Origin of the sequence: Microbacterium capsulatum (assembly GCF_030865425.1) — a bacterium.
In the GTDB taxonomy this organism is placed as follows: domain Bacteria; phylum Actinomycetota; class Actinomycetes; order Actinomycetales; family Microbacteriaceae; genus Microbacterium; species Microbacterium capsulatum.
The window spans coordinates 99,289-117,978 of record NZ_JAVFCB010000011.1; the positions used below are offsets into that span (position 1 = coordinate 99,289).

11 protein-coding genes and 2 pseudogenes are annotated in these 18,690 nt (G+C 71.8%); 7 read left to right on the top strand and 6 right to left on the bottom strand.

Annotated elements, in window-relative coordinates:
- Window positions 1-26 precede the first annotated feature (26 nt).
- A complete protein-coding gene (locus RBR11_RS16550) occupies window positions 27-1,421 on the bottom strand; it encodes a sulfatase family protein (RefSeq protein ID WP_308490482.1) in 1,395 nt (464 codons plus the stop codon).
- Between the two features lie 130 nt (window positions 1,422-1,551).
- On the opposite strand from RBR11_RS16550, the gene RBR11_RS16555 reads away from it, so the two are divergent.
- The gene (locus tag RBR11_RS16555) at window positions 1,552-3,963 is read left to right on the top strand and encodes a polysaccharide lyase 8 family protein (protein ID WP_308490483.1); all 2,412 of its coding nucleotides are present in this window, start codon (window positions 1,552-1,554) and stop codon (window positions 3,961-3,963) included.
- A gap of 275 nt (window positions 3,964-4,238) precedes the next feature.
- Window positions 4,239-5,762, top strand: a complete 1,524-nt coding sequence (locus tag RBR11_RS16560; protein ID WP_308490484.1) for an NCS1 family nucleobase:cation symporter-1 — start codon at window positions 4,239-4,241, stop codon at window positions 5,760-5,762.
- Window positions 5,763-6,025: 263 nt separating this feature from the next.
- Here RBR11_RS16560 and RBR11_RS16565 read toward each other — a convergent pair whose 3' ends face one another.
- Window positions 6,026-9,499: a bifunctional proline dehydrogenase/L-glutamate gamma-semialdehyde dehydrogenase gene (locus tag RBR11_RS16565; protein WP_308490485.1), complete on the bottom strand. Its 3,474-nt coding sequence runs from the start codon at window positions 9,497-9,499 to the stop codon at window positions 6,026-6,028.
- A 241-nt stretch (window positions 9,500-9,740) separates the two neighbouring features.
- On the opposite strand from RBR11_RS16565, the gene RBR11_RS16570 reads away from it, so the two are divergent.
- On the top strand, window positions 9,741-10,631 hold the full coding sequence (locus tag RBR11_RS16570; protein ID WP_308490486.1) for a LysR family transcriptional regulator: 891 nt from the start codon (window positions 9,741-9,743) through the stop codon (window positions 10,629-10,631).
- A 100-nt stretch (window positions 10,632-10,731) separates the two neighbouring features.
- On the opposite strand, the gene RBR11_RS16575 is transcribed toward RBR11_RS16570, so the two are convergent.
- From RBR11_RS16575 to RBR11_RS16590, 4 genes are all read right to left on the bottom strand, one after another.
- The gene (locus RBR11_RS16575) at window positions 10,732-11,673 is read right to left on the bottom strand and encodes a DNA-methyltransferase (protein ID WP_308490495.1); all 942 of its coding nucleotides are present in this window, start codon (window positions 11,671-11,673) and stop codon (window positions 10,732-10,734) included.
- 104 nt (window positions 11,674-11,777) lie between these two features.
- Window positions 11,778-12,827 (bottom strand): lipoate-protein ligase LplAB, encoded by a 1,050-nt coding sequence (locus RBR11_RS16580; protein WP_308490487.1) that lies wholly within the window; start codon window positions 12,825-12,827, stop codon window positions 11,778-11,780.
- 59 nt (window positions 12,828-12,886) lie between these two features.
- Entirely contained in the window at window positions 12,887-13,756 is an 870-nt protein-coding gene (locus RBR11_RS16585; RefSeq protein ID WP_308490488.1) for an alpha/beta fold hydrolase, read from the bottom strand.
- A gap of 156 nt (window positions 13,757-13,912) precedes the next feature.
- Window positions 13,913-14,659, bottom strand: coding sequence for a copper homeostasis protein CutC (locus RBR11_RS16590; RefSeq protein ID WP_308490489.1), 747 nt, complete (start codon window positions 14,657-14,659; stop codon window positions 13,913-13,915).
- Between the two features lie 61 nt (window positions 14,660-14,720).
- Here RBR11_RS16590 and RBR11_RS16595 point away from each other — a divergent pair, with 61 nt between their 5' ends.
- The 4 genes and pseudogenes from RBR11_RS16595 to RBR11_RS16610 all read left to right on the top strand — a co-directional run.
- A complete protein-coding gene (locus tag RBR11_RS16595) occupies window positions 14,721-15,158 on the top strand; it encodes a MarR family winged helix-turn-helix transcriptional regulator (RefSeq protein ID WP_308490490.1) in 438 nt (145 codons plus the stop codon).
- 5 nt (window positions 15,159-15,163) lie between these two features.
- Window positions 15,164-16,444, top strand: a pseudogene (locus RBR11_RS16600) (MFS transporter); the annotation flags it as partial.
- A gap of 332 nt (window positions 16,445-16,776) precedes the next feature.
- Window positions 16,777-17,985, top strand: coding sequence for a multidrug effflux MFS transporter (locus RBR11_RS16605; protein WP_308490491.1), 1,209 nt, complete (start codon window positions 16,777-16,779; stop codon window positions 17,983-17,985).
- Window positions 17,986-18,172: 187 nt separating this feature from the next.
- Window positions 18,173-18,690, top strand: a pseudogene (locus RBR11_RS16610) (molybdopterin-dependent oxidoreductase); the annotation flags it as partial.

Below are 18,690 nucleotides of genomic sequence, written 5' to 3' on the forward strand. Positions count from 1 at the left end.
GCCCGACGGGATCAGCCCCGGAGGGATCACCCGGCCGCGTACGCCCGCAGGTCCGCGGATCCCGCCCAGGCATCGCCCTCGGATCCGAGCGCGTCGACGAGGCGCCGGGCGAGGCGGCGCGCCTCCGCGGTGTCGGGGCGGCTGTCGAGCTCGTACGGATCCGTCCTCAGGTCGAAGTACTCGACGGTCAGCCCCCGCTCGGGATCCGAGACGGCGACGACCTTCTCCGCCGGCGTCCGCAGCCCGCGCGCGCTGGACGGGTCGGCGCGGGAGGCGTAGCGGTAGTAGACGACGCCGTCGTCGGCGCGGCCGTCCTCGACCGCGGTGCCGCGGAGCTGAGCCGAACGGTCGCAGCCCGGCAGCCCCGCCGCGTCCTCCGCGAACCCGGCCAGGCCGAGGATCGTCGGCGCGAAGTCCAGCGACGAGACGACCGCCTCGCTGACCCCGGGCTCGACGACGCCCGGCGCGTGCACGATCAGCGGCAGCCGCATCGACTCCTCGTAGCCGACGTTCTTGTACAACAGCCCGTGACTGCCGAGCTGCATCCCATGGTCCGACGTGAACAGCAGCACCGTGGGCCGTCCCGATGTCGAGGTCAGCGCGGCGACGGCGTCCGCGAGCCGGCCGATCTGCTCGTCGACGCCCGTGATCGCGGCGAAGTAGTCGCGGGCGATCTGCGCGGCCTCGTCGGCGACCGCGGTGCCGCGCGGGACGTTCGGCCGTACGAGCAGCTCGTCCTCGCCGAGACCCGAGTACAGCGTCCGGTACTCGTCCGGAACCTGGTCGAACGGCTGATGCGGCGGGTTCAGCGACACCATCAGCGCGAACGGCTCGTCGTGGTGCGCAGCGAGGAAGTCGATCGCGACGTCGACCTCGTGCGCGGCCGACCAGCGGTCGACGTCGGTGCGCTCCTCCCGCCCGGCGTCGGTCGTCCAGTAGTGCGGGGCCAGGTGCCGGTCGGCGGCGCCGTAGGAATGCCAGAAGTCGAACCCGAACCGCCGCTCCGGCGGCGACCACGCGTCCCACACCTTGCCCTCGTCGCGACGTCCTTCCCCGTACAGCTCGTCGTCGGCGACCGGGGGCTCGAGGTGCCACTTGCCGACATAGCCGGTGCGGTGGCCGCGGTCGCGCAGGATGCTCGCCCACGTCGGCAGGCCGTCGCGCAGCCCGACGCCGTCCTGCGCGGACTCGGAGTGCACGTTCAGCGTCACGCCGTTCTCGTCCGGCCGCCGCCCGGTGAGGAACATCGCCCGGTGCGGGCTGCACACCGGGTACGAGCTGACCGCCTGCCGGACCAGGCGCCCCTCCGCGGCGAGCCGGTCGAGATGCGGCGTCGCGACGGGATCCCCGCCCACGGGGTCGATCGCCGCCGCCCGGAACTGGTCGGCCATCACGACGAGGATGTTCGGACGGGTCGTCACGGGTTCCTCTCCCGCCCGCCGAGGTCGGCGAGCATCCCCGCCAGTCAACGCGGAGGGGAAACGAGGAATCAACGTTGATTCCTCGTTTCCCCTCCTCTTAGCGTCGCTGGCACCGACCGAAGGAGATCGCATGTTCACCCCCACCCGCCGCACCGTGCTTCAGCTCGGCGGCCTCGCCGCCGCGACGGCGGTGTTCGCCGGCGCGTCCCCGCTGTCCGCCCTGGCCTCGGTCCGCCCGCTCGCGGTGGGCGTGCCCGAGCTCGAGACCCTCCGCACGCGCTGGGTGGAGACCCTGACCGGCCGGACGATCATCGCCGCGGCGCCGTCCGTGTTCGCCTCGGCCATCGCCCGCCAGGATGCGCAGACCGACGGGCTTCTCGCGAAAGTGAGCCCCACCGCGACCCGCTACTTCTCCGATCAGGACTGGGCGATCGGCGCGACCGACATCGCGAAGTCGAACTCCCTGCGGATGAACTACGTCGGGATCCAGACGCTCGCCATCTCCTGGGCGACGCCGGGATCGAGGCACGAGGGATCCGCGACCGTCCTCGACGCCGCCCTGCGCGGGCTCGCGCACATGCACGACCGGGTCTACAACCCCGACACCACGTGGTGGGGCAACTGGTGGTCGTGGAACATCGGCGCGCCGCAGCCGCTGGCGAACGCGATGGCGATCCTGCACGACGAGCTGGCGCAGTCCGAGATCGACGCGTACTGCGCCGCGATCGACCACTTCCTGCCGAACCGCGATCCGCGCATGCAGCAGCACCCCACCGGGCCGAAGCCCTCCGACGGCGCGAACCGCGTGGACATCTGCCAGGGGATCATCGTCCGCTCGATCGTGCAGCCCGACGCCGCCCTGCTGCACAGCGCGGTCTCGGCGCTCAGCGACACCTGGCAGTACGTGGCCGAGGGCAACGGCTTCTTCCGGGACGGATCCTTCATCCAGCACTCCACGATCGGCTACACGGGCACCTACGGGCTCGTCCTGCTCGGCGGCCTCGCGAAGCTGTTCGCCCTGCTCGCCGGGACATCCTTCGACATCACCGACCCCACCCGGAGCAACATCACCGGCGTGGTCGAGGGCTCGTTCGCGCCGCTGATGTTCCGCGGCCAGATGATGGACGCGGTCCGCGGCCGGGCGGTGTCGCGGTTCGCGGAGCGGAGCATCGACGACGGCAACGACCTCATCGAGAACACGCTCCGGCTCGCGCAGTCCGCCGACCCGCAGACCGCGCTGCGCTGGCGGGGCCTCTGCCGGCAGTGGATCGAGCAGAACCCGGCCGCGACGATCACCTCGACGACGAACATCGTGCGGCTCTCGCTCGTCACCGAGCTGCTGAACTCGACCACTCCGGTGGTCGCGGATCCGACCGGGCCGCGGTTCTTCCCGGCGATGGACCGGCTCGTGCACCGCTCCGCGGACGGCGCCTGGGCGCTCTGCGTCGCGATGTGCTCGAACCGGATCGCCTGGCACGAGGGCACCGACGCGGAGAACTTCGAGGGCGTCAAGACCAGCCAGGGGATGACCTACCTGTACCTGCGCGGCGACGAGAAGGACTTCGACGACGAGTTCTGGTCCACGTCCGACCTCGCCGCCCCTCCCGGGACGACCGTCGACCTCACCCCCCTGCCGCGCAACCCCGAGGGCCAGTGGGGCGAGCGGACGCCGGCGAACGAGTGGACCGGAGGAGTCACCTTCGAGGACACCGCGCTGGCGGCGATGCACCTCGTCGCGCCGGGCGGGACGGGGCTCGTGGCCCGCAAGGCGTGGTTCGCGCTGGCCGACGCGATCGTCGCCCTCGGCACCGGCATCTCGACCGGCAGCGTCGGCGAGGTGCGCACGGTGGTCGAGCATCGCAACCTCGGCCCCTCCGCGCGGTCCCTCGTCGTGGACGGGCAGGAGGTGACCGCACAGGCCACGCTGACCGGAGCGCACTGGGCGCACCTGGACGGCGTCGGCGGATACGTCTTCCTCGACCGGACGGCGCCGCTCCTGGCCGGAGTCGCCACCCGCGAGGGCACCTGGCAGCGCAACAACACCGGCGCCGCGTCCGGGACCGCCGTGGTGCAGCGGCGCTCCTACGGCACGCTCAGCCTCTCGCACGGGACCGGGGCGGACGCGGGCGGCGGCTACGCCTACGTCGTACTCCCCGGGGCCGACGCCGCCGCGACCGCCGCGTCGGCCGCGGCGCCGGCGGTCTCGGTGCTCCGCAACGACGACGTGGCCCAGGCGATCCGGCACTCCGCCCGCGTCGTCGCCGCGGCGTTCTGGAAGCCCGGGACCGTCGAGGACATCACGGTGGATCGGGCCGCCTGCGTGATCGCGCGCAAGACCCCTGGCATGGTGCGGATGTCGGTGAGCGACCCGACGCAGAAGGCCGCGCGCCTCATCGTCGACGTGGCCGACGCCGCGGTGACCCGGGTGAAGGGCGCCGACGCGGGGCGGGTGACCCTCGCGCCGCAGGGCGACGGCGTCCGACTGACGATCGACGTCTCGGGTACGGCCGGCACCACGCTCGAGTTCTCGCTGCAGTCCTGACCCGTCCGCGTTCCCCGACAGGTGCCCCGGCGTCCCCCGGATGCCGGGGCACCGCGTCATCCCCGCCGCACCCTTCCACTCCGCGGAAAAACCCCGCGCCAGGCGCCAAAATCGCGATCGCGTCGATCATTGTCGACCGCGCGGGGCAGGCCTATGCTCCGAGGTATACCACCCGGGCTCCCCTACCCGGATGGGGCAGTCAGTGGGCCACAAGCCCGCAGCACACGATGCCGACCGCAATGGAGCGGACCGGCCCATCCGAAAGGAAGGCAGTGATGACGGATCAATTCGTGCACGACGTCAGCAACGAGGAGTTGCACGCGCAGGACCCGGACGGGCGCCTGTACAACGAGGATCTCGCCCCCGCGCAGCCCTCGCACCGCAAATGGAACGCGTACCAGTTGTTCTCCCTCTGGATGAACGACGCCCACAACGCCGGCAACTACACCTGGGCCGCCGGCCTCTTCGTCGGACTCGGAATGAGCGCCTTCGACGTCACCCTGGGCATTTTCCTCGGCTCGATCATCATCCTGATCGGCTGCACCCTGTCGGGCTTCATGGGCCACGCCACAGGCACCCCGTATCCGGTCATCAGCCGGATCACCTGGGGCGTGTGGGGCGCGAACATCCCCGCACTGGTCCGCGGCGTCGTCGCGATCGCCTGGTACGGCGTGCAGACCTACCTCGCCTCGATCGCGCTGAACGCGCTGCTCTCCCGCGCGATCCCCGCGTTCCGCGACCTGAGCACGACCAGCGCCCCGAGCATCCTGGGCCTGTCCGTCGGCGGCTGGATCTGCTTCCTGATCCTGTCGCTCATCCAGCTGATCATCGTGCGCAACGGCATGGAGGCCGTGCGCCACTTCCAGGGCCTGGCCGGCCCGATCATCTGGATCGTCATGCTGACCCTGATGTTCTACTTCCTCGGCAAGGCGGGCTGGGGCTTCGACTGGTTCTCCGGCCCGAAGGGCCAGACGGTCACCGGCGGCGCACAGGCGCGCAACATCCTCATCGCGATGGCGCAGACCGTCGGCACGCTCGCGACCCTGATGCTGAACTTCGCCGACTTCGCGCGCTACTCCCCCAGCCGTAAGGCGGTCGTCGTCGGCAACCTGTGGGGCCTGCCGATCAACTGGACGGCGTTCGCGGTCACCTCGGTGATCACCACGGCCGCCGCCGCCAAGGTGCTGCACGCCGACATGAACGAGATCAAGGATCCCGGCATCCTGATCTCGCACGTGGACAACTCGGTGATGTTCTACATCTTCACCGGCGCCTTCGTGTTCGCCACGATCGGCGTGAACATCGTCGCGAACTTCGTGTCGGCCGCGTTCGACATCTCGAACGTCAATCCGAAGCGGATCAGCTTCCGCACCGGCGGCCTCATCACCGCGATCGCCGCGATCGTGGTGACGCCCTGGAACTACTTCAACAACCCGATCGTCGTCGGCTACTTCCTGGGAAGCCTCGGCGCCCTGCTCGGCCCGTTCTTCGGCATCCTGATCGTCGACTTCTTCCTCGTCCGCAAGCAGAAGTTCTCGATCCGGCACATGTACCTGCCGAGTCCGAAGTCGATCTACTACTACAACAAGGGCGTGAGCCGGTACGCGCTGTACGCGCTCATCCCGTCCGCGATCGTGGCGCTGAGCATCGCACTGGTGCCCTGGTTCGCCGCGATCCAGGACTTCGGCTGGTTCATCGGCGCCCCGCTCGCCGGCATCATCTACTACCTCATCGCCAACAACCGGGTGATCGTGCTGCCGCACGACACCGCGGAGGAGTCGGAACCCGCCACCGCCTGATCCGCCCCGCCGGAAACCCCGCCGGACCCGCCGGACCCGCCGGACCCGCCGGAAACCCCGCCGGACCCGCCTGACCCGCCGGATACCCCGGCCTGCATCCCCGGAAAACGGAGAGCCCGCCGGCGCGCCGCACCCGCGTCACGCCGGACACGCCGTCCTCGAACGGCACGCTCTCCGTTTTTCCGACGGCTGGATGGACGAAGAACCCGCCGCCCCGGAAGGGACGGCGGGTTCTTCGTGCGATCGGGATCAGGCGATCGTGATCAGGCGATCGGGTCGAGCACCGGGATGTCGTAGCGGTGCGGTGTGCCGAAGCGATGCGCGGTGACCGAGACGGCCTGCTCGCGCAGGAAGGTCAGGATCTCCACCCGGCCGGCCGAGACCACCGGGTTCGCGTAGATCGCGAGGCTCGGGGATCCGTCCACGGCCTCCGCGGTCGCCGCGGCCGGGGCGCCGATGAGGCGCACGCGGCCGTCGCGGGCGGCGAGGCGCGCGGCGTGCGCGGCCCAGGCGGCGGCGTCCTCGACGGCGACCGTCACGTCCTGCGTGCCGAGCCAGCTGGCCAGCGCCTGCGGCAGGGCGGTCGCGCTGCTCACGGTGACGCGAGCGCGGGCGCGGCGGCCGGCGGCGACGACGCGGATCAGCTCCGCGACGCGCGAGCCCTCGAAGCGCACCGTGACCGGGACGGCCTGGTAGCGCAGCGCGTTCTGCTCGGTGGTGAGACCGGTCGCATCGCGGACCACGCCGAACTCCGACGCCCAGGCGTCGATGTCGGTGGCGAGGGCGGCGCGCAGCCAGGCGATGTCCGCGTCGGCGTCGCCGCTCGCGGCCAGCGCGCCGACCGCGGCGGTGCCGAGGGCGTCGAGCTCGGTCGCGGAGGCGACGGGGGCGTCGGTCCACTCGGCGAGGCCAACGAGGTAGTTCGGGCCGCCGGCCTTCGAGCCCGCGCCGACCGCGGCCTTCTTCCAGCCGCCGAACGGCTGGCGCTGCACGATGGCGCCGGTGGTGCCGCGGTTCACGTAGACGTTGCCGGCCTGGATCGCGGCGAGCCACGTCTGGATCTCGTCCTCGTCGAGCGAGTGCAGACCCGAGGTGAGGCCGTAGTCGATGTCGTTGACGACGTCGATCGCCTCGTCGAGCGAGTCGGCGGTCATGACGCCGAGCACCGGGCCGAAGTACTCCACCTTGTGGAACTCGGATCCGCGCTTCACGCCGTCGCGGATGCCCGGGCGCCACAGCTGGCCGGCGTCGTCGAGCTTCTCGGGCTGCAGCAGCCAGCTCTCACCGGCGTGCAGGGTGGTGAGCGCACCGAGGAGCTTGCCCTCGGCCGGGCCGATCAGCGGGCCGATCCGGGTGGATCCGTCCTCCGGGGTGCCCACGTCGTAGGCGCGCACGGCGTCGACGAGCTGGCGGCGGAACCGCTCCGAGGTCGCGGCCGAGCCGACGAGCACGACGAGCGACGCGGCGGAGCACTTCTGCCCGGCGTGACCGAACGCGGCGTAGGCGACGTCCTTCGCGGCGAGGTCGAGGTCGGCGGACGGGGTGACGATGATGGCGTTCTTGCCGCTCGTCTCGGCGAGCAGCGGCAGGTCCTTGCGGAAGCCGCGGAACAGCTCCGCGGTCTCGTAGCCGCCGGTGAGGATGACACGGCCGACGGCGGGGTCGCTCACGAGCTGCGTGCCGAGGTCGCGGCCGTCGAGCTGCACGTACTGCAGCACCTCGCGCGGCACGCCGGCCTCCCACAGCGCCTCGACCATGACCGCGCCGGAGCGGCGGGCCTGACGGGCGGGCTTGATGATGACCGGGGATCCCGTGGCGAGCGCCGACAGGGTGGATCCGGCGGGGATCGCGACGGGGAAGTTCCACGGCGGGGTCACCACGGTGAGCCCGACCGGCTGCATGACGGCGCCGTCCACGTCGGCGAGGGCGCGGGCGCTCTCGGCGTAGTAGTGCGCGAAGTCGATCGCCTCGGAGACCTCCGGGTCGCCCTGCTCGATGACCTTGCCGGCCTCGGATCCCATGACCTCGAGCAGTTCGGCGCGGCGCGCCTCGAGCACGTCACCGGCGCGGTGCAGGATCGCAGCCCGCCCCTCGGCGCCGAGCGCGCGCCAGGCCTCGCCCGCCGCGACGGCGGTGGCGATGGCGTCGTCGACCTGCGCGGCCGTCGTGAGCGTGTTCGCGGCGACGGTGTCGTTCCCGAGAGCGGAGTCCTTCATGCGCGAGCGGATCGCGTCGCCCCAGGCCCGGTTCGCCGCGAGCGACGGGTCGGTGTCAGGGGTGTTCAGGAAGCCCTCGGTGAGGCCGGCCGCGGCAGGCGCGGTACGGTCCTGCACGCGGTTCGCGCCGGGGACCTCGGCCGGGACGCTGCGGATCGAGGCGAGGAAGCGCTCCTTCTCGCGCTCGAACAGGGCGGCGTTCGCGTCGAGGTCGAAGACCGCCGACATGAAGTTCTCCTGCGACGCGCCCTCCTCGAGACGGCGGATCAGGTACGCGATCGCGACGTCGAACTCGTCCGGGTGCACGACCGGCGTGTAGAGCAGGAGCGAGCCGACGGTGCGCTTGACGACCGTGGCCTGCGCCGACGCCATGCCGAGCAGCATCTCGAACTCGATGCCCTCCGTGACTCCGCGCTTCTCCGCGAGCAGCCAGGCGAGCGCGATGTCGAAGAGGTTGTGGCCGGCGACGCCGATCCGCAGGTTCTTCACGTGCTCCGGGCGCAGGGCGTACTCGAGCACGGCCTTGTACGAGGAGTCGGACCCCTGCTTCGACGACCAGGTCGCGAGCGGCCAGCCGTGCGACTCGGCGTCGACGGTCTCCATCGGCAGGTTCGCGCCCTTCACGACGCGGACCTTGATCGGCGCCCCACCGTTCGCGACGCGGGCCGCGGCCCACTCCTGCAGGCGAATCATGGCGCCGAGCGCGTCGGGCAGGTAGGCCTGCAGCACGATGCCGGCCTCGAGGTTCCGGAACTCCTCTCGGTCGAGGATGGAGGTGAAGACCGCGATCGTGAGGTCGAGGTCCTTGTACTCCTCCATGTCCAGGTTGATGAACTTGGGGCCGGTCGGGCCGCCCTTGACGGCGATCCGGTACAGCGGCAGCAGCGCCTCGGCGGCGTGCGCGACGGCCTCGTCGAAGGCCCACGGGCTGTGCGGGGCGACGGTCGAGGACACCTTGATCGAGACGTAGTCGACGTCGTCGCGCTGCAGCAGGCGGCGGGTGCCCTCCAGGCGCCGGGCCGCCTCCTCGCGGCCGAGGATGGCCTCGCCGAGGAGGTTGACGTTCAGGCGCACGTCCTGCTTCTCGCGGATCTGCTTGATCGCGGAGCCGAGCTTCTCGTCGCGGGCGTCGACGATGAGGTGGCGGACCATGCCGCGCAGCACTCGGCGGCTGATCGGCACGACGATGCCCGGGAAGGCGGGCGCGAAGGCGCCGCCGAGGGCGATCGCGCCGCGCAGCGGGGCGGGGAGGAACTTCGGGGTCAGCGGCACGAGCTCCTTGAGCTTGGCCGCGGCGACCTTGGTGTCCTCGGGGCGCACGACGCCGTCGACGAAGCCGACGGTGAAGTCGAGGCCGTTCGGGTCGCGCAGCACGCCGGCGAGGCGCTGGGCTGCGGTGTCGACCGGGATCTCGCGGCTCTCCACGAGCCAGCGGCGGACGAGCGCGACGGCGTCGTCGGCGAGGGCGGAGAGGTCCGCGGCGGAGGTGGTGCCGACGGAGGCGGATTCAGTGGCGGTCATGATTCCTCGGGGTCAGGTCTTCGCGCACGCGCGTGGGGATCCTTCTCAGTGTGGATCCCCTTTCCCTGCAGGAAAAGCGATCATTCATGACGGATAATGTTCGGTATTCCCAAACAATCCCCTCTCCGTCACCCCTCCTCTATCCGCGAAACCGAAACTGCGTAACGAGACCGCAGGAATTTACGTCGGTCTCGAGCCGCAGGTTCGGTCTCGCGGACACGAGGGAGGAAGGCAGGCCCCGATGTTCGAACTGCGCCGGCTGCGGCTGCTGCACGAGTTCGCGCTGCGCGGCACGGTCGCCGAGGTCGCCCAGTCGCTGTCGTACAGCCCGTCCACGGTGTCGCAGCAGCTCGCCCTGCTCGAGCGGGAGGCCGGGGTCGCCCTGCTCGAGCCGGACGGGCGGCGGATCCGGCTGACGCCCGAGGGCCGCGTCCTCGCCGAGCACGCGGCACGCGCGCTCGAACTCGACGAGCAGGCCAGGCAGGCGCTCGCGCACGCACCGGCCGAGCCGGTCCGGATCAGCGCGATGCCCACCGCGGCGGAGACGATCGTGCCCGCCGCGCTCACGGCCCTCGCCGCGGCGCACCCGCTGCTGCGCGTCGAGATGACCGAGGCACCGCCCGAGGAGGGCCTGTTCGAGCTCACCGCCCGCCGGTTCGACCTGGTCATCGCCGAGCAGTACCCCGGCCACACCCGGGAACGCCGCGACGGCACCGAGCACGACCTCATCGGCGAGGATCCGATCCGCCTGATCCTGCCTCCCGGCGAGAGCACCGTCCCGCTCACGGACCTGCGCGATCGGCCCTGGGTCATGGAGCCGGTCGGATCCGCGGCCCGCCAATGGGCCGTGCAGCAGTGCCGCGCCGCCGGATTCGAGCCCGACGTGCGGTTCGAGGCCGCCGATCTGACCGCGCACGTCCGGCTCATCGAGGCCGGGCTCGCGGTGGGGATGCTGCCCGACCTCATCTGGGGAGACGCCCTGGCCCCCGTCGTGCTGACCGAGCTGCCCGGGTCGCCCGTGCGCGAGATCTTCACCGCGGTGCGCACGGCCGCCCGCTCGTCGGAGGGCATCGGCCTGGTCCGCGACGCCCTCGCCGAGGCGTTCGCCCAGCACCGGCGGCCGCTCCGCTGAGTCGGCGGTCACCGGTCCCGAAGGCCCGCCCGATCGATCCACACCCCACCGTGTCCCACTTCTGCCCGACCGTGTCCCGAAAACCGCTGTTCTCGGACCCTCAGAGCGACAGATTGTGGGACACGGTCACCGTTGCGTGCGGGATCCGCTCCCGCATCACCCGCACCGCCTCCGGGCTGACGTCGACGAGCAGCGCGTCGCGGCCGAGCGCGGAGGCGACCGCGCCGGTCGTGCCGGATCCGGCGAAGAGGTCGAGCACCCGGTCGCCGGGCCGGCTGGACGCCTGCACGATGCGGCGCAGGATCCCCTCGGGCTTCTGCGTCGGATAGCCCGTCTTCTCCCGTCCGGTGGTCGGCACGATCGTGTGCCACCACACGTCGGTGGGCAGCTTGCCGCGCTCGCGCTTCTCCGCGCTGACCAGGCTCGGCGCCATGTACGGCTCGCGCTCGACGTCGTCGACGTTGAACACGTGCCGGCCCGGCGTCTTCACGTAGACGAGGATCGTGTCGTGCTTGGTGGGCCAGCGGGTGCGGGGCTTGGCGCCGTAGTCGTAGGCCCAGATGATCTCGTTCAGGAAGCACTCGCGCCCGAACACGGCGTCGAGCATGACCTTGGCGTAGTGCGCTTCGCGGTAGTCGAGGTGCAGGTAGAGCGTGCCGTCGTCGGCGAGCAGCCGCCAGGCCTCCTCGAGCCGCGGCATGAGGAAGTCGCCGTAGTCGTCGAACCGGTCGTCGTAGGCGTGCAGCAGCTCGCGCACCCGCTCGTAGCGGTGCCCGTGGAAGCCGTGGTTCACCTCGCGCGCTCGTTCCGGACTCAGTCGATCCGGATCGGGCTCTGGACTGCTCCCCCGTATTTCTGGGGAATCCGCGACGGGCTCCTCCCGAATCGACTGAGTTCGGGACGCAGGCGGGTCCGCGCGGCGGGTCGAGACGGCGTGCCGCTCCTGGGTGCGGCCGGTGTTGAACGGCGGATCCAGGTAGACGAGCGTGAAGGATCCGTCCGGCAGGGTGCGGGCGACGTCGAGCGCCTCCCCGTGCACGATCTCGACGGATCCGGGACCGGCGGGCGTCTCGTCTCGCGGAGACTCGCACTGCGCGAGCGCCGGCGAGTCGAAGTGTCGCTCGACGACCGGTTCCGATGAGCCGTTCACGGGACCCGGTGCAGCCACGCCTCGGTGGCGAACTTCGTCCGCACGAGTTCTTCCGCCGCGGCGTACTCCTCGTCCGCGATCGAGCCGTCCTCGGCGCCGGTGATCCCGCGGAACGTCGCCATGAAGCGCTCGATGATCTCGTCGCGGCTGAGGCCCGTCTGTCTGCGCAGCGGATCCACCCGCTTCGCCGCCGAGGCGGTGCCCTTGTCGCTGAGCTTCTCGCGGCCGATCCGCAGCACCTCGGTCATCATCTTGCCGTCGATGTCGTACGACAGGGTCGCGTGGTGCAGCACGCCGCCGTTGGCGAGGCGCTTCTGCGCCGCGCCGCCGATCTTGCCGCTGGGGCCGGTGATGTCGTTGAGCGGCTGGTACGTCGCGTCGATGCCGAGCGAGCGCAGCGCCTGCAGCACCCAGTCGTCGAGGAAGGCGTACGAGTCGGCGAAGGTCATGCCCTGGACGAGCGAGGCCGGCACATACAGCGAGTAGGTGATGATCTGGCCCGCGGCCATCATCATCGCGCCGCCGCCGGAGATCCGCCGGACCACGTCGAAGCCGTGTCGCGCGGCTCCGGCCGGGTCGATCTCGTTGCGGTACGACTGGAAGGATCCGATCACCACCGCGGACTCGTCCCACTCCCAGATCCGCAGGGTCGGGCGGCGCAGGCCGGCGCCGACGCGCGTGGTGAGCACCTCGTCGAGGGCGAGGTTCATCCGCGGGGAGACCGCCTTCTCATGCAGGATCTCCCAGTCGAAGTCGCGCCAGCCGGGCGCGGTCACGAGGGCGCGGCGCACCGCGGTGCCGACCGCTTCCGGAGTGAGGCCGAGCAGCTGCGCACCCTCGGGGAGCGCGGCGCGCACCGCCGCGGCGATCCCCGCCACATCGGTCTCGGCGGGCAGGCCCGTGATCGCGGCGTTGATGCTGTCGAGCGCGTCGTCGGGCTCGAGGAAGAAGTCCCCCGCCAGCCGGAACTCGGCGATCGCGCCGTCGCTCACCTCGAAGTCGACGACGACGAGCTTGCCGCCAGGAACCTTATACTCACCGTGCACCGCTCCAGCCTACGCGGGCACCGGATGCCGGGCGGTCTCGGCCGCCCTCGACGGCCGGCTCAGTCGCGGCGGGGGATCCGCTGGTCGAGCCAGGCGAGCAGGTCGGCCCGGACCTCCTGCTGCTGCAGCTCGTTGAAGATCTCGTGCCGGGCGTCCGGGTAGACGAGGGTGGTCACGTCGGTGAGGCCCGAGCGCGACCGGTAGTCGTCGGCGAGGCGGTGCACGCTGCGCGGGCCGCCGACCGGGTCGTCCCGTCCGACCATGAGCAGCACCGGCACGCCGGCCGGGTAGTCCTTCGCCGGGCGCCCGTAGAGCCGCAGCGCGTCGACGACGCCGAAGAGCTTGAGCAGCGGCTCCTCCGTCGTGAGCGGGTCCCGGCGGAACTCCTCCCACACCGCCGGATCCCGCGACAGCCATTCCAGGCCGGTCGCCTCCGGCCCCTTCCACCGTGCGTTGAGCGGCATCGAGTTGAGGTCGCGGACGGTGCGGTGCGCGGATCCGGACAGGATCACGGCGTCGTACGCATCGGGGTGCTGATCGAGCACCATCTGCGCGAGGAACGATCCCCACGAGTGGCCGAGCAGCACGAGCGGAAGGCCGGGGTTCTCCGCCCGGATCAGTTCGGTGAGCTGCCACACGTCGGCGACGACGGCGGGCAGCCCTCCCGGCCCGAGGTGCCCGAGCCTCGCCGCATCGCCGTGCTGCTTCATGCCGGTGCGCCCGTGGCCGCGGTGGTCGTCGGCGTAGACCGCGAAGCCGGCGGCGGTGAGGGCGGCGATCAGGGCGACGTAGCGCCCGGCGTGCTCGCCGACGCCGTGCATCAGCTGCACGACGCCCCGGGGGGTCACGCCGTCGGCGACCGGATGGACGTCGTAGACGATCGCGATGCCGTGGTCGTCCGTGAACTCGGCGGTGCGGGGCTCAGCCATGCCCCGAGTCTACGGATCCTCGTGCCGGTCGCGCGTGCCGCCACAGCCCACTGCCCGCGAAACCGATGCTGCGGTGCGAAACAGCGTCCGAAATCGTCGGTCTCGCGCCGCAGTTTCGGTCTCGCGGACCGGAGGGCGAGGAGGAACCAGGGCGGGTCAGAAGCCGAGGGCGGCGCGCACGGCGCGCGCCTCGGCGAGGTCGGTCACCTCGTGTCCGCCGCCGCCGTCGGCCGCGGATCCCATCCGCACCTCGCCGCCGGCGGAGACCATGCGCTTGGCGGAGAAGTGCAGCGCGTCGACCCCGGTCGCGGCGAGCGCGGCCGCGTTCCCGGCGGTCACGCCGCTGCCGGCCATCACCTGGATCCGCCCCGCGGCCGCCGCGATCAGGGCGCGCAGCACGTCCAGGCCGTCCATCACGACCGAGGCGCCGCCCGAGGTCAGCACGCGGGTGAAGCCGAGCTCACGCGCGGTCTCGAGTGCGGCGAGCGGATCCGGTGTCACGTCGATCGCGCGGTGCAGGGTGACCTCGGCGTCGTCGCGCACGGATCGGGCCGCATCCCGCAGCCGGACGAGCGCCGGCACGTCGAGCTCGCCCGACGCGGTCTGCGCCCCGACGACCACGCCGGCCGCGCCGTGCGCGAGCATCCAGCGCACGTCGCGCACGCTCGCCTCGATCTCCTCGGCGTCGTAGTGGAAGCCGCCCGCGCGCGGCCGTACGAGCACGTGCACGCCGGGTCCGTCCTCCCCCGACGCCTCGACCGCGAGCTCGAGGGTCGCGGGCGACGGCGTCACCCCGCCGAGCGCCAGGCCGTGGGTGAGCTCGACGCGGGCGGCGCCGATCTCTTTCGCGACGCGGACTCCGGCCGCATCCTGGACGGCGACTTCAAGCGCGGGGGAGATCATCCGACCATTCTGACCCGAGCCCCTTCCGTTCGTCGAAATACTTAGTTAGGCTATCTAAGCAATGAACGACAACAGCTCTCTCCACACCACCGCGACAGAGCTGCGCCTCGCCACGTTCCGCCTCGCCCGGCGGCTGCGATCGGTCCGCGCCCTGGACAGCATGAGCGACGCGCAGCTGGCCGTGCTCGCCGCCCTCCGCGCGCACGGACGCCACTCCGTCACCGCCCTCGCCGACCGCGAGCGGGTCACCGCGCCCACGATGAGCGCCGTCGTGACCGGCCTCGAGGAGCAGGGCTTCGTGATCCGGATCCCGGACGACGAGGATCGCCGGCGCGTGCAGGTCGAGATCACCGCGCGGGGCGTGGAGATCGTCGATGACACGGTCGAGCGGCGCACGCAGCTGCTGATGACCGAGATCACCGAGCTCGGTCTCAGCGACGACCAGCTCAGGACTCTGCTCGAGGCGAGCACGCTGATGCGGAAGCTGGCCGAGCTGTGAGCCAGATGTTCCGCTCCTTCGGGACCTTCAACTACCGCGTCTGGTCGGCCGGCGCGCTCGTGTCGAACGTCGGCGGCTGGATGCAGTCCACCGCGCAGGACTGGGTCGTGCTGACCGAGCTCACCCACAACGACGCCACCGCGATGGGCGCGACGATGGCGCTGCAGTTCGGCCCGCCGCTCGTGCTCGTCGGCCTCACCGGCTGGGTCGCCGACCGGTTCGATCGGCGGCGGATCCTCTTCGTCACGCAGTCGACGCTGATGATCCTCGCGCTCTGCGTGGCCACCCTGCTCCTCACGCACGTGATGACGCTGCCGCTCATGTTCGTCTTCGCCGCCTGCTTCGGCGTGACCAACGCCTTCGACGCGCCGGCGCGGCAGTCGTTCGTGTCGGACATGGTGTCGGCCGAGAACACGTCGAACGCGGTCGCGCTGAACTCCGCGTCGTTCAACATGGCGCGCCTGATCGGCCCGGCAGCGGGCGGTCTCGCGATCGTCGGATTCGGATCCGGCTGGGTGTTCGTGGTGAATGCGGGGACGTTCCTTGCGATGATCGTCGCGCTCGTGCTCATGCGCACTCGGGAGCTGTTCCCGCGGCCGAAGAGCCATCACTCCGGCGGGCTCGCGGTGGGGCTCCGCTACGTGTGGAGCCGCCCCGACCTCTCCGTGGTGTTCATCATGGTGTTCCTGATCGGGGCGTTCGGCATGAACTTCCCGATCTTCGCCTCGACCATGGCGCTCGAGTTCCACCGCCAGGCGGACGGCTACGGCCTGCTCAGCTCGGTGCTCGCGATCGGATCCCTCACCGGCGCCCTGCTCTCGGCCCGCCGGGATCGCGCGCGGGTGCGGGTGCTGCTCATCGCCGCGGGCGGGTTCGGCGTCACGATGCTCATCTCGTCCCTCATGCCGACCTACCTGTTCTACGCGGTGACGCTCGTGTTCGTCGGGTTCTCGCTCGTGACCATGCTCACCACCGCGAACGGCTACGTGCAGACGACGACGGATCCGGGGCTGCGCGGGCGGGTGCTCGCGCTCTACATGGCGGTGAACATGGGCGCGACGCCGATCGGCGCCCCCATCATCGGCTGGGTGGCCAACACGTTCGGGCCGCGGGTGGCGATCACGGTCGGCGGGGTCGCCGCCCTCGCGGCGTTCGGGGTCGGCGCCGGCTGGCTGCTCCGCACCGGTCGCCTGCACCGCCGGGAGAACGCCCGGTTCCTGCTCCAGCTCGACGAGACCCGGCCGATCTCGGTCGTCGAGGCCATGGAGGCGCTGGAGGCCGCCGCCGCGCTCTTCGACGAGCCCGCCGCCGCCCTCGACCGCTCCCGGTCGGCGCCGGTGCTGCCGGTCGAGGAGCCGTTCACCCGGGAGATCACCCCGATCCGCATCGAGCCGCACGGGTCCGAGACCGGGGCGGACGGCGGCGAGCGCGGCGGGGCGGACAGCCCGGCCCTCGAATCGGGCCACGCCGAGCCGTCCGAGTCCCGCCCGTCCGAGCGCCATCGGGTCGATCCGCGGCGCGTCGTCCCCGGCCGGGTCGAGCAGCGCCGAGCCGAGACGTGCCTGACCGAGCCGCGCGGGGCCGAGGCCTGCCGATCCGATCCCGGACCGGACGCGGAGTGACCACCCGCACCGCTCCCCCGGCCGGGACCCGCCGCTCGCTGCTGCCGGCGCTGGGCGCGCTGTCCGCGTTCGGGCCGATCTCGATCGACGGGTACCTGCCGTCGATGCCGGCCCTGGCCGCGGATCTGCACACCTCCGACGCGCTCGCGCAGTTCACGATGAGCGCGTGCATGATCGGCATGGCGGTCGGCACGCTGCTGTGGGGGTCGATCAGCGACCGGTACGGCCGGCGCCGGCCGCTCATGTGGGGCGTCGCAGGCTTCGCGCTCACCGCCGTGCTGTGCGCGCTCGCCCCCTCGATCGAGGCGCTCATCGCGGTCCGTTTCGTGCAGGGGTTGTGCGGGGCGGCGGGGATCGTGATCGCCCGCGCGGTCGTGCACGACCTCTTCACCGGGGCCGACGCCGTGGCCGGCTTCTCCTCGCTCGCGGCGATCGCCGGGGCCGCCCCGGTGCTCGCGCCGCTCATGGGCGGTGCGCTGCTGACGTTCACCGACTGGCGCGGGGTGTTCGTCGCCCTCGCCGTGATCGGCGTGCTGCTGCTGGTCACCGCGATGCTTTTCGTGCCCGAGACGCACCCCCGCGAGGAGCGCACGACCGGCGGCATGGCGAACGACTTCCGCGGGTTCGGCGCCGCCCTCGGCAACCGCGGGTTCATGATCTCCGCGGTCACCCTCGGCATCGCGTCGGTGTCGCTGTTCAGCTACCTGCAGATGTCGTCGTTCGTGCTGCAGAGCGAGTACGGGGTCAGCGCGCAGGGATACGCACTCATCTTCGCCTCGAACGCAGTCGGGATCGTGCTCGCCGCGCGGCTCAACCGGCGGCTCTCCCGGCGCATGACCGGCGCGCGGATCGGCGCATGGTCGCTGAGCATCGGCACCGTCGCGACCGCCGCGATCCTGCTGTCCGCCCTGCTGCACTCGGCACTGCCGTGGCTGCTCGTCCCGCTGTTCCTCGCCGTCGCGGTGCAGGGCGTCAACAATCCGGCGTTCACCGCGCTCGCGCTCGGCGAGATCACCCGCGGTGCCGGCTCCGCCTCGGCCGTGCTCGGCACTTTGTCGATGCTGCTCGGCGCCCTCATTCCGCCGTTGGTCTCGAGCGCCGGGGTCTCGGCGCCGGTGATGGGCGCGTCGATGTGCGCGGCCTTCGCCTGCGCGCTGCTGGTGCGCACCGGCACGTCCCTGGCCCGGCGACGCTCAGGATCCTGAAGCGCCGCCGCGGCGCGACGTCGTTTCGGGGCGCTCTCCTCCGGTTTGGGGCGCGGCAGAGCCGAAATACGGGGCATGCGGCGCCCCGAACCGCCAGCACGCGCCCCGAATGCGACTCCAACTGTGAGGTTCTTACGACTTCGTGATCACCCTGCCGCCGGATCCCCGGGGTTCCTACTCTGAGAACGTGACCGGATCCGCGCAAGGACGCAGGCTGAGGGCCGCAGTGGCGGGCGCCGCGGCGGCGCTGCTCGGAGTCGGGGCCGGCGAGCTCGCGGCGACGCTACTGGCGCCCGCGTCCAGCCCGTTCGCCGTGGTCGGCGGCGCGCTCATCGACGCCGCACCCCGCTGGGCCAAGGACACCGCGATCGCGCTGTTCGGCACCGGAGACAAGGCCGCGCTGCTCACCGGCGTCGCGATCGTGCTGCTCGTCCTGGCCGCGCTGCTGGGCGTCGCCGAACTCCGCTGGCGGCGGTCCGGGGTCGTCGGCCTGATCGTGGTCGGCGCGGTCGTCGCCCTCCTCGCACCGACCAGGGCGGACGCGACGACGCTGTCCTGGCTGCCCGCCCTGCTGGCGGGCGTCATCGCGGCAGCCATGCTGAACTACCTGGCCGGCCTGCTGCGCCTGGACGCGGTGCGGGCCGCGGCCCGACCGACCGCCGCGCCGCCGCCCGCCCCCGCGCCGCCGCCGTCCGCCGCGCCGCC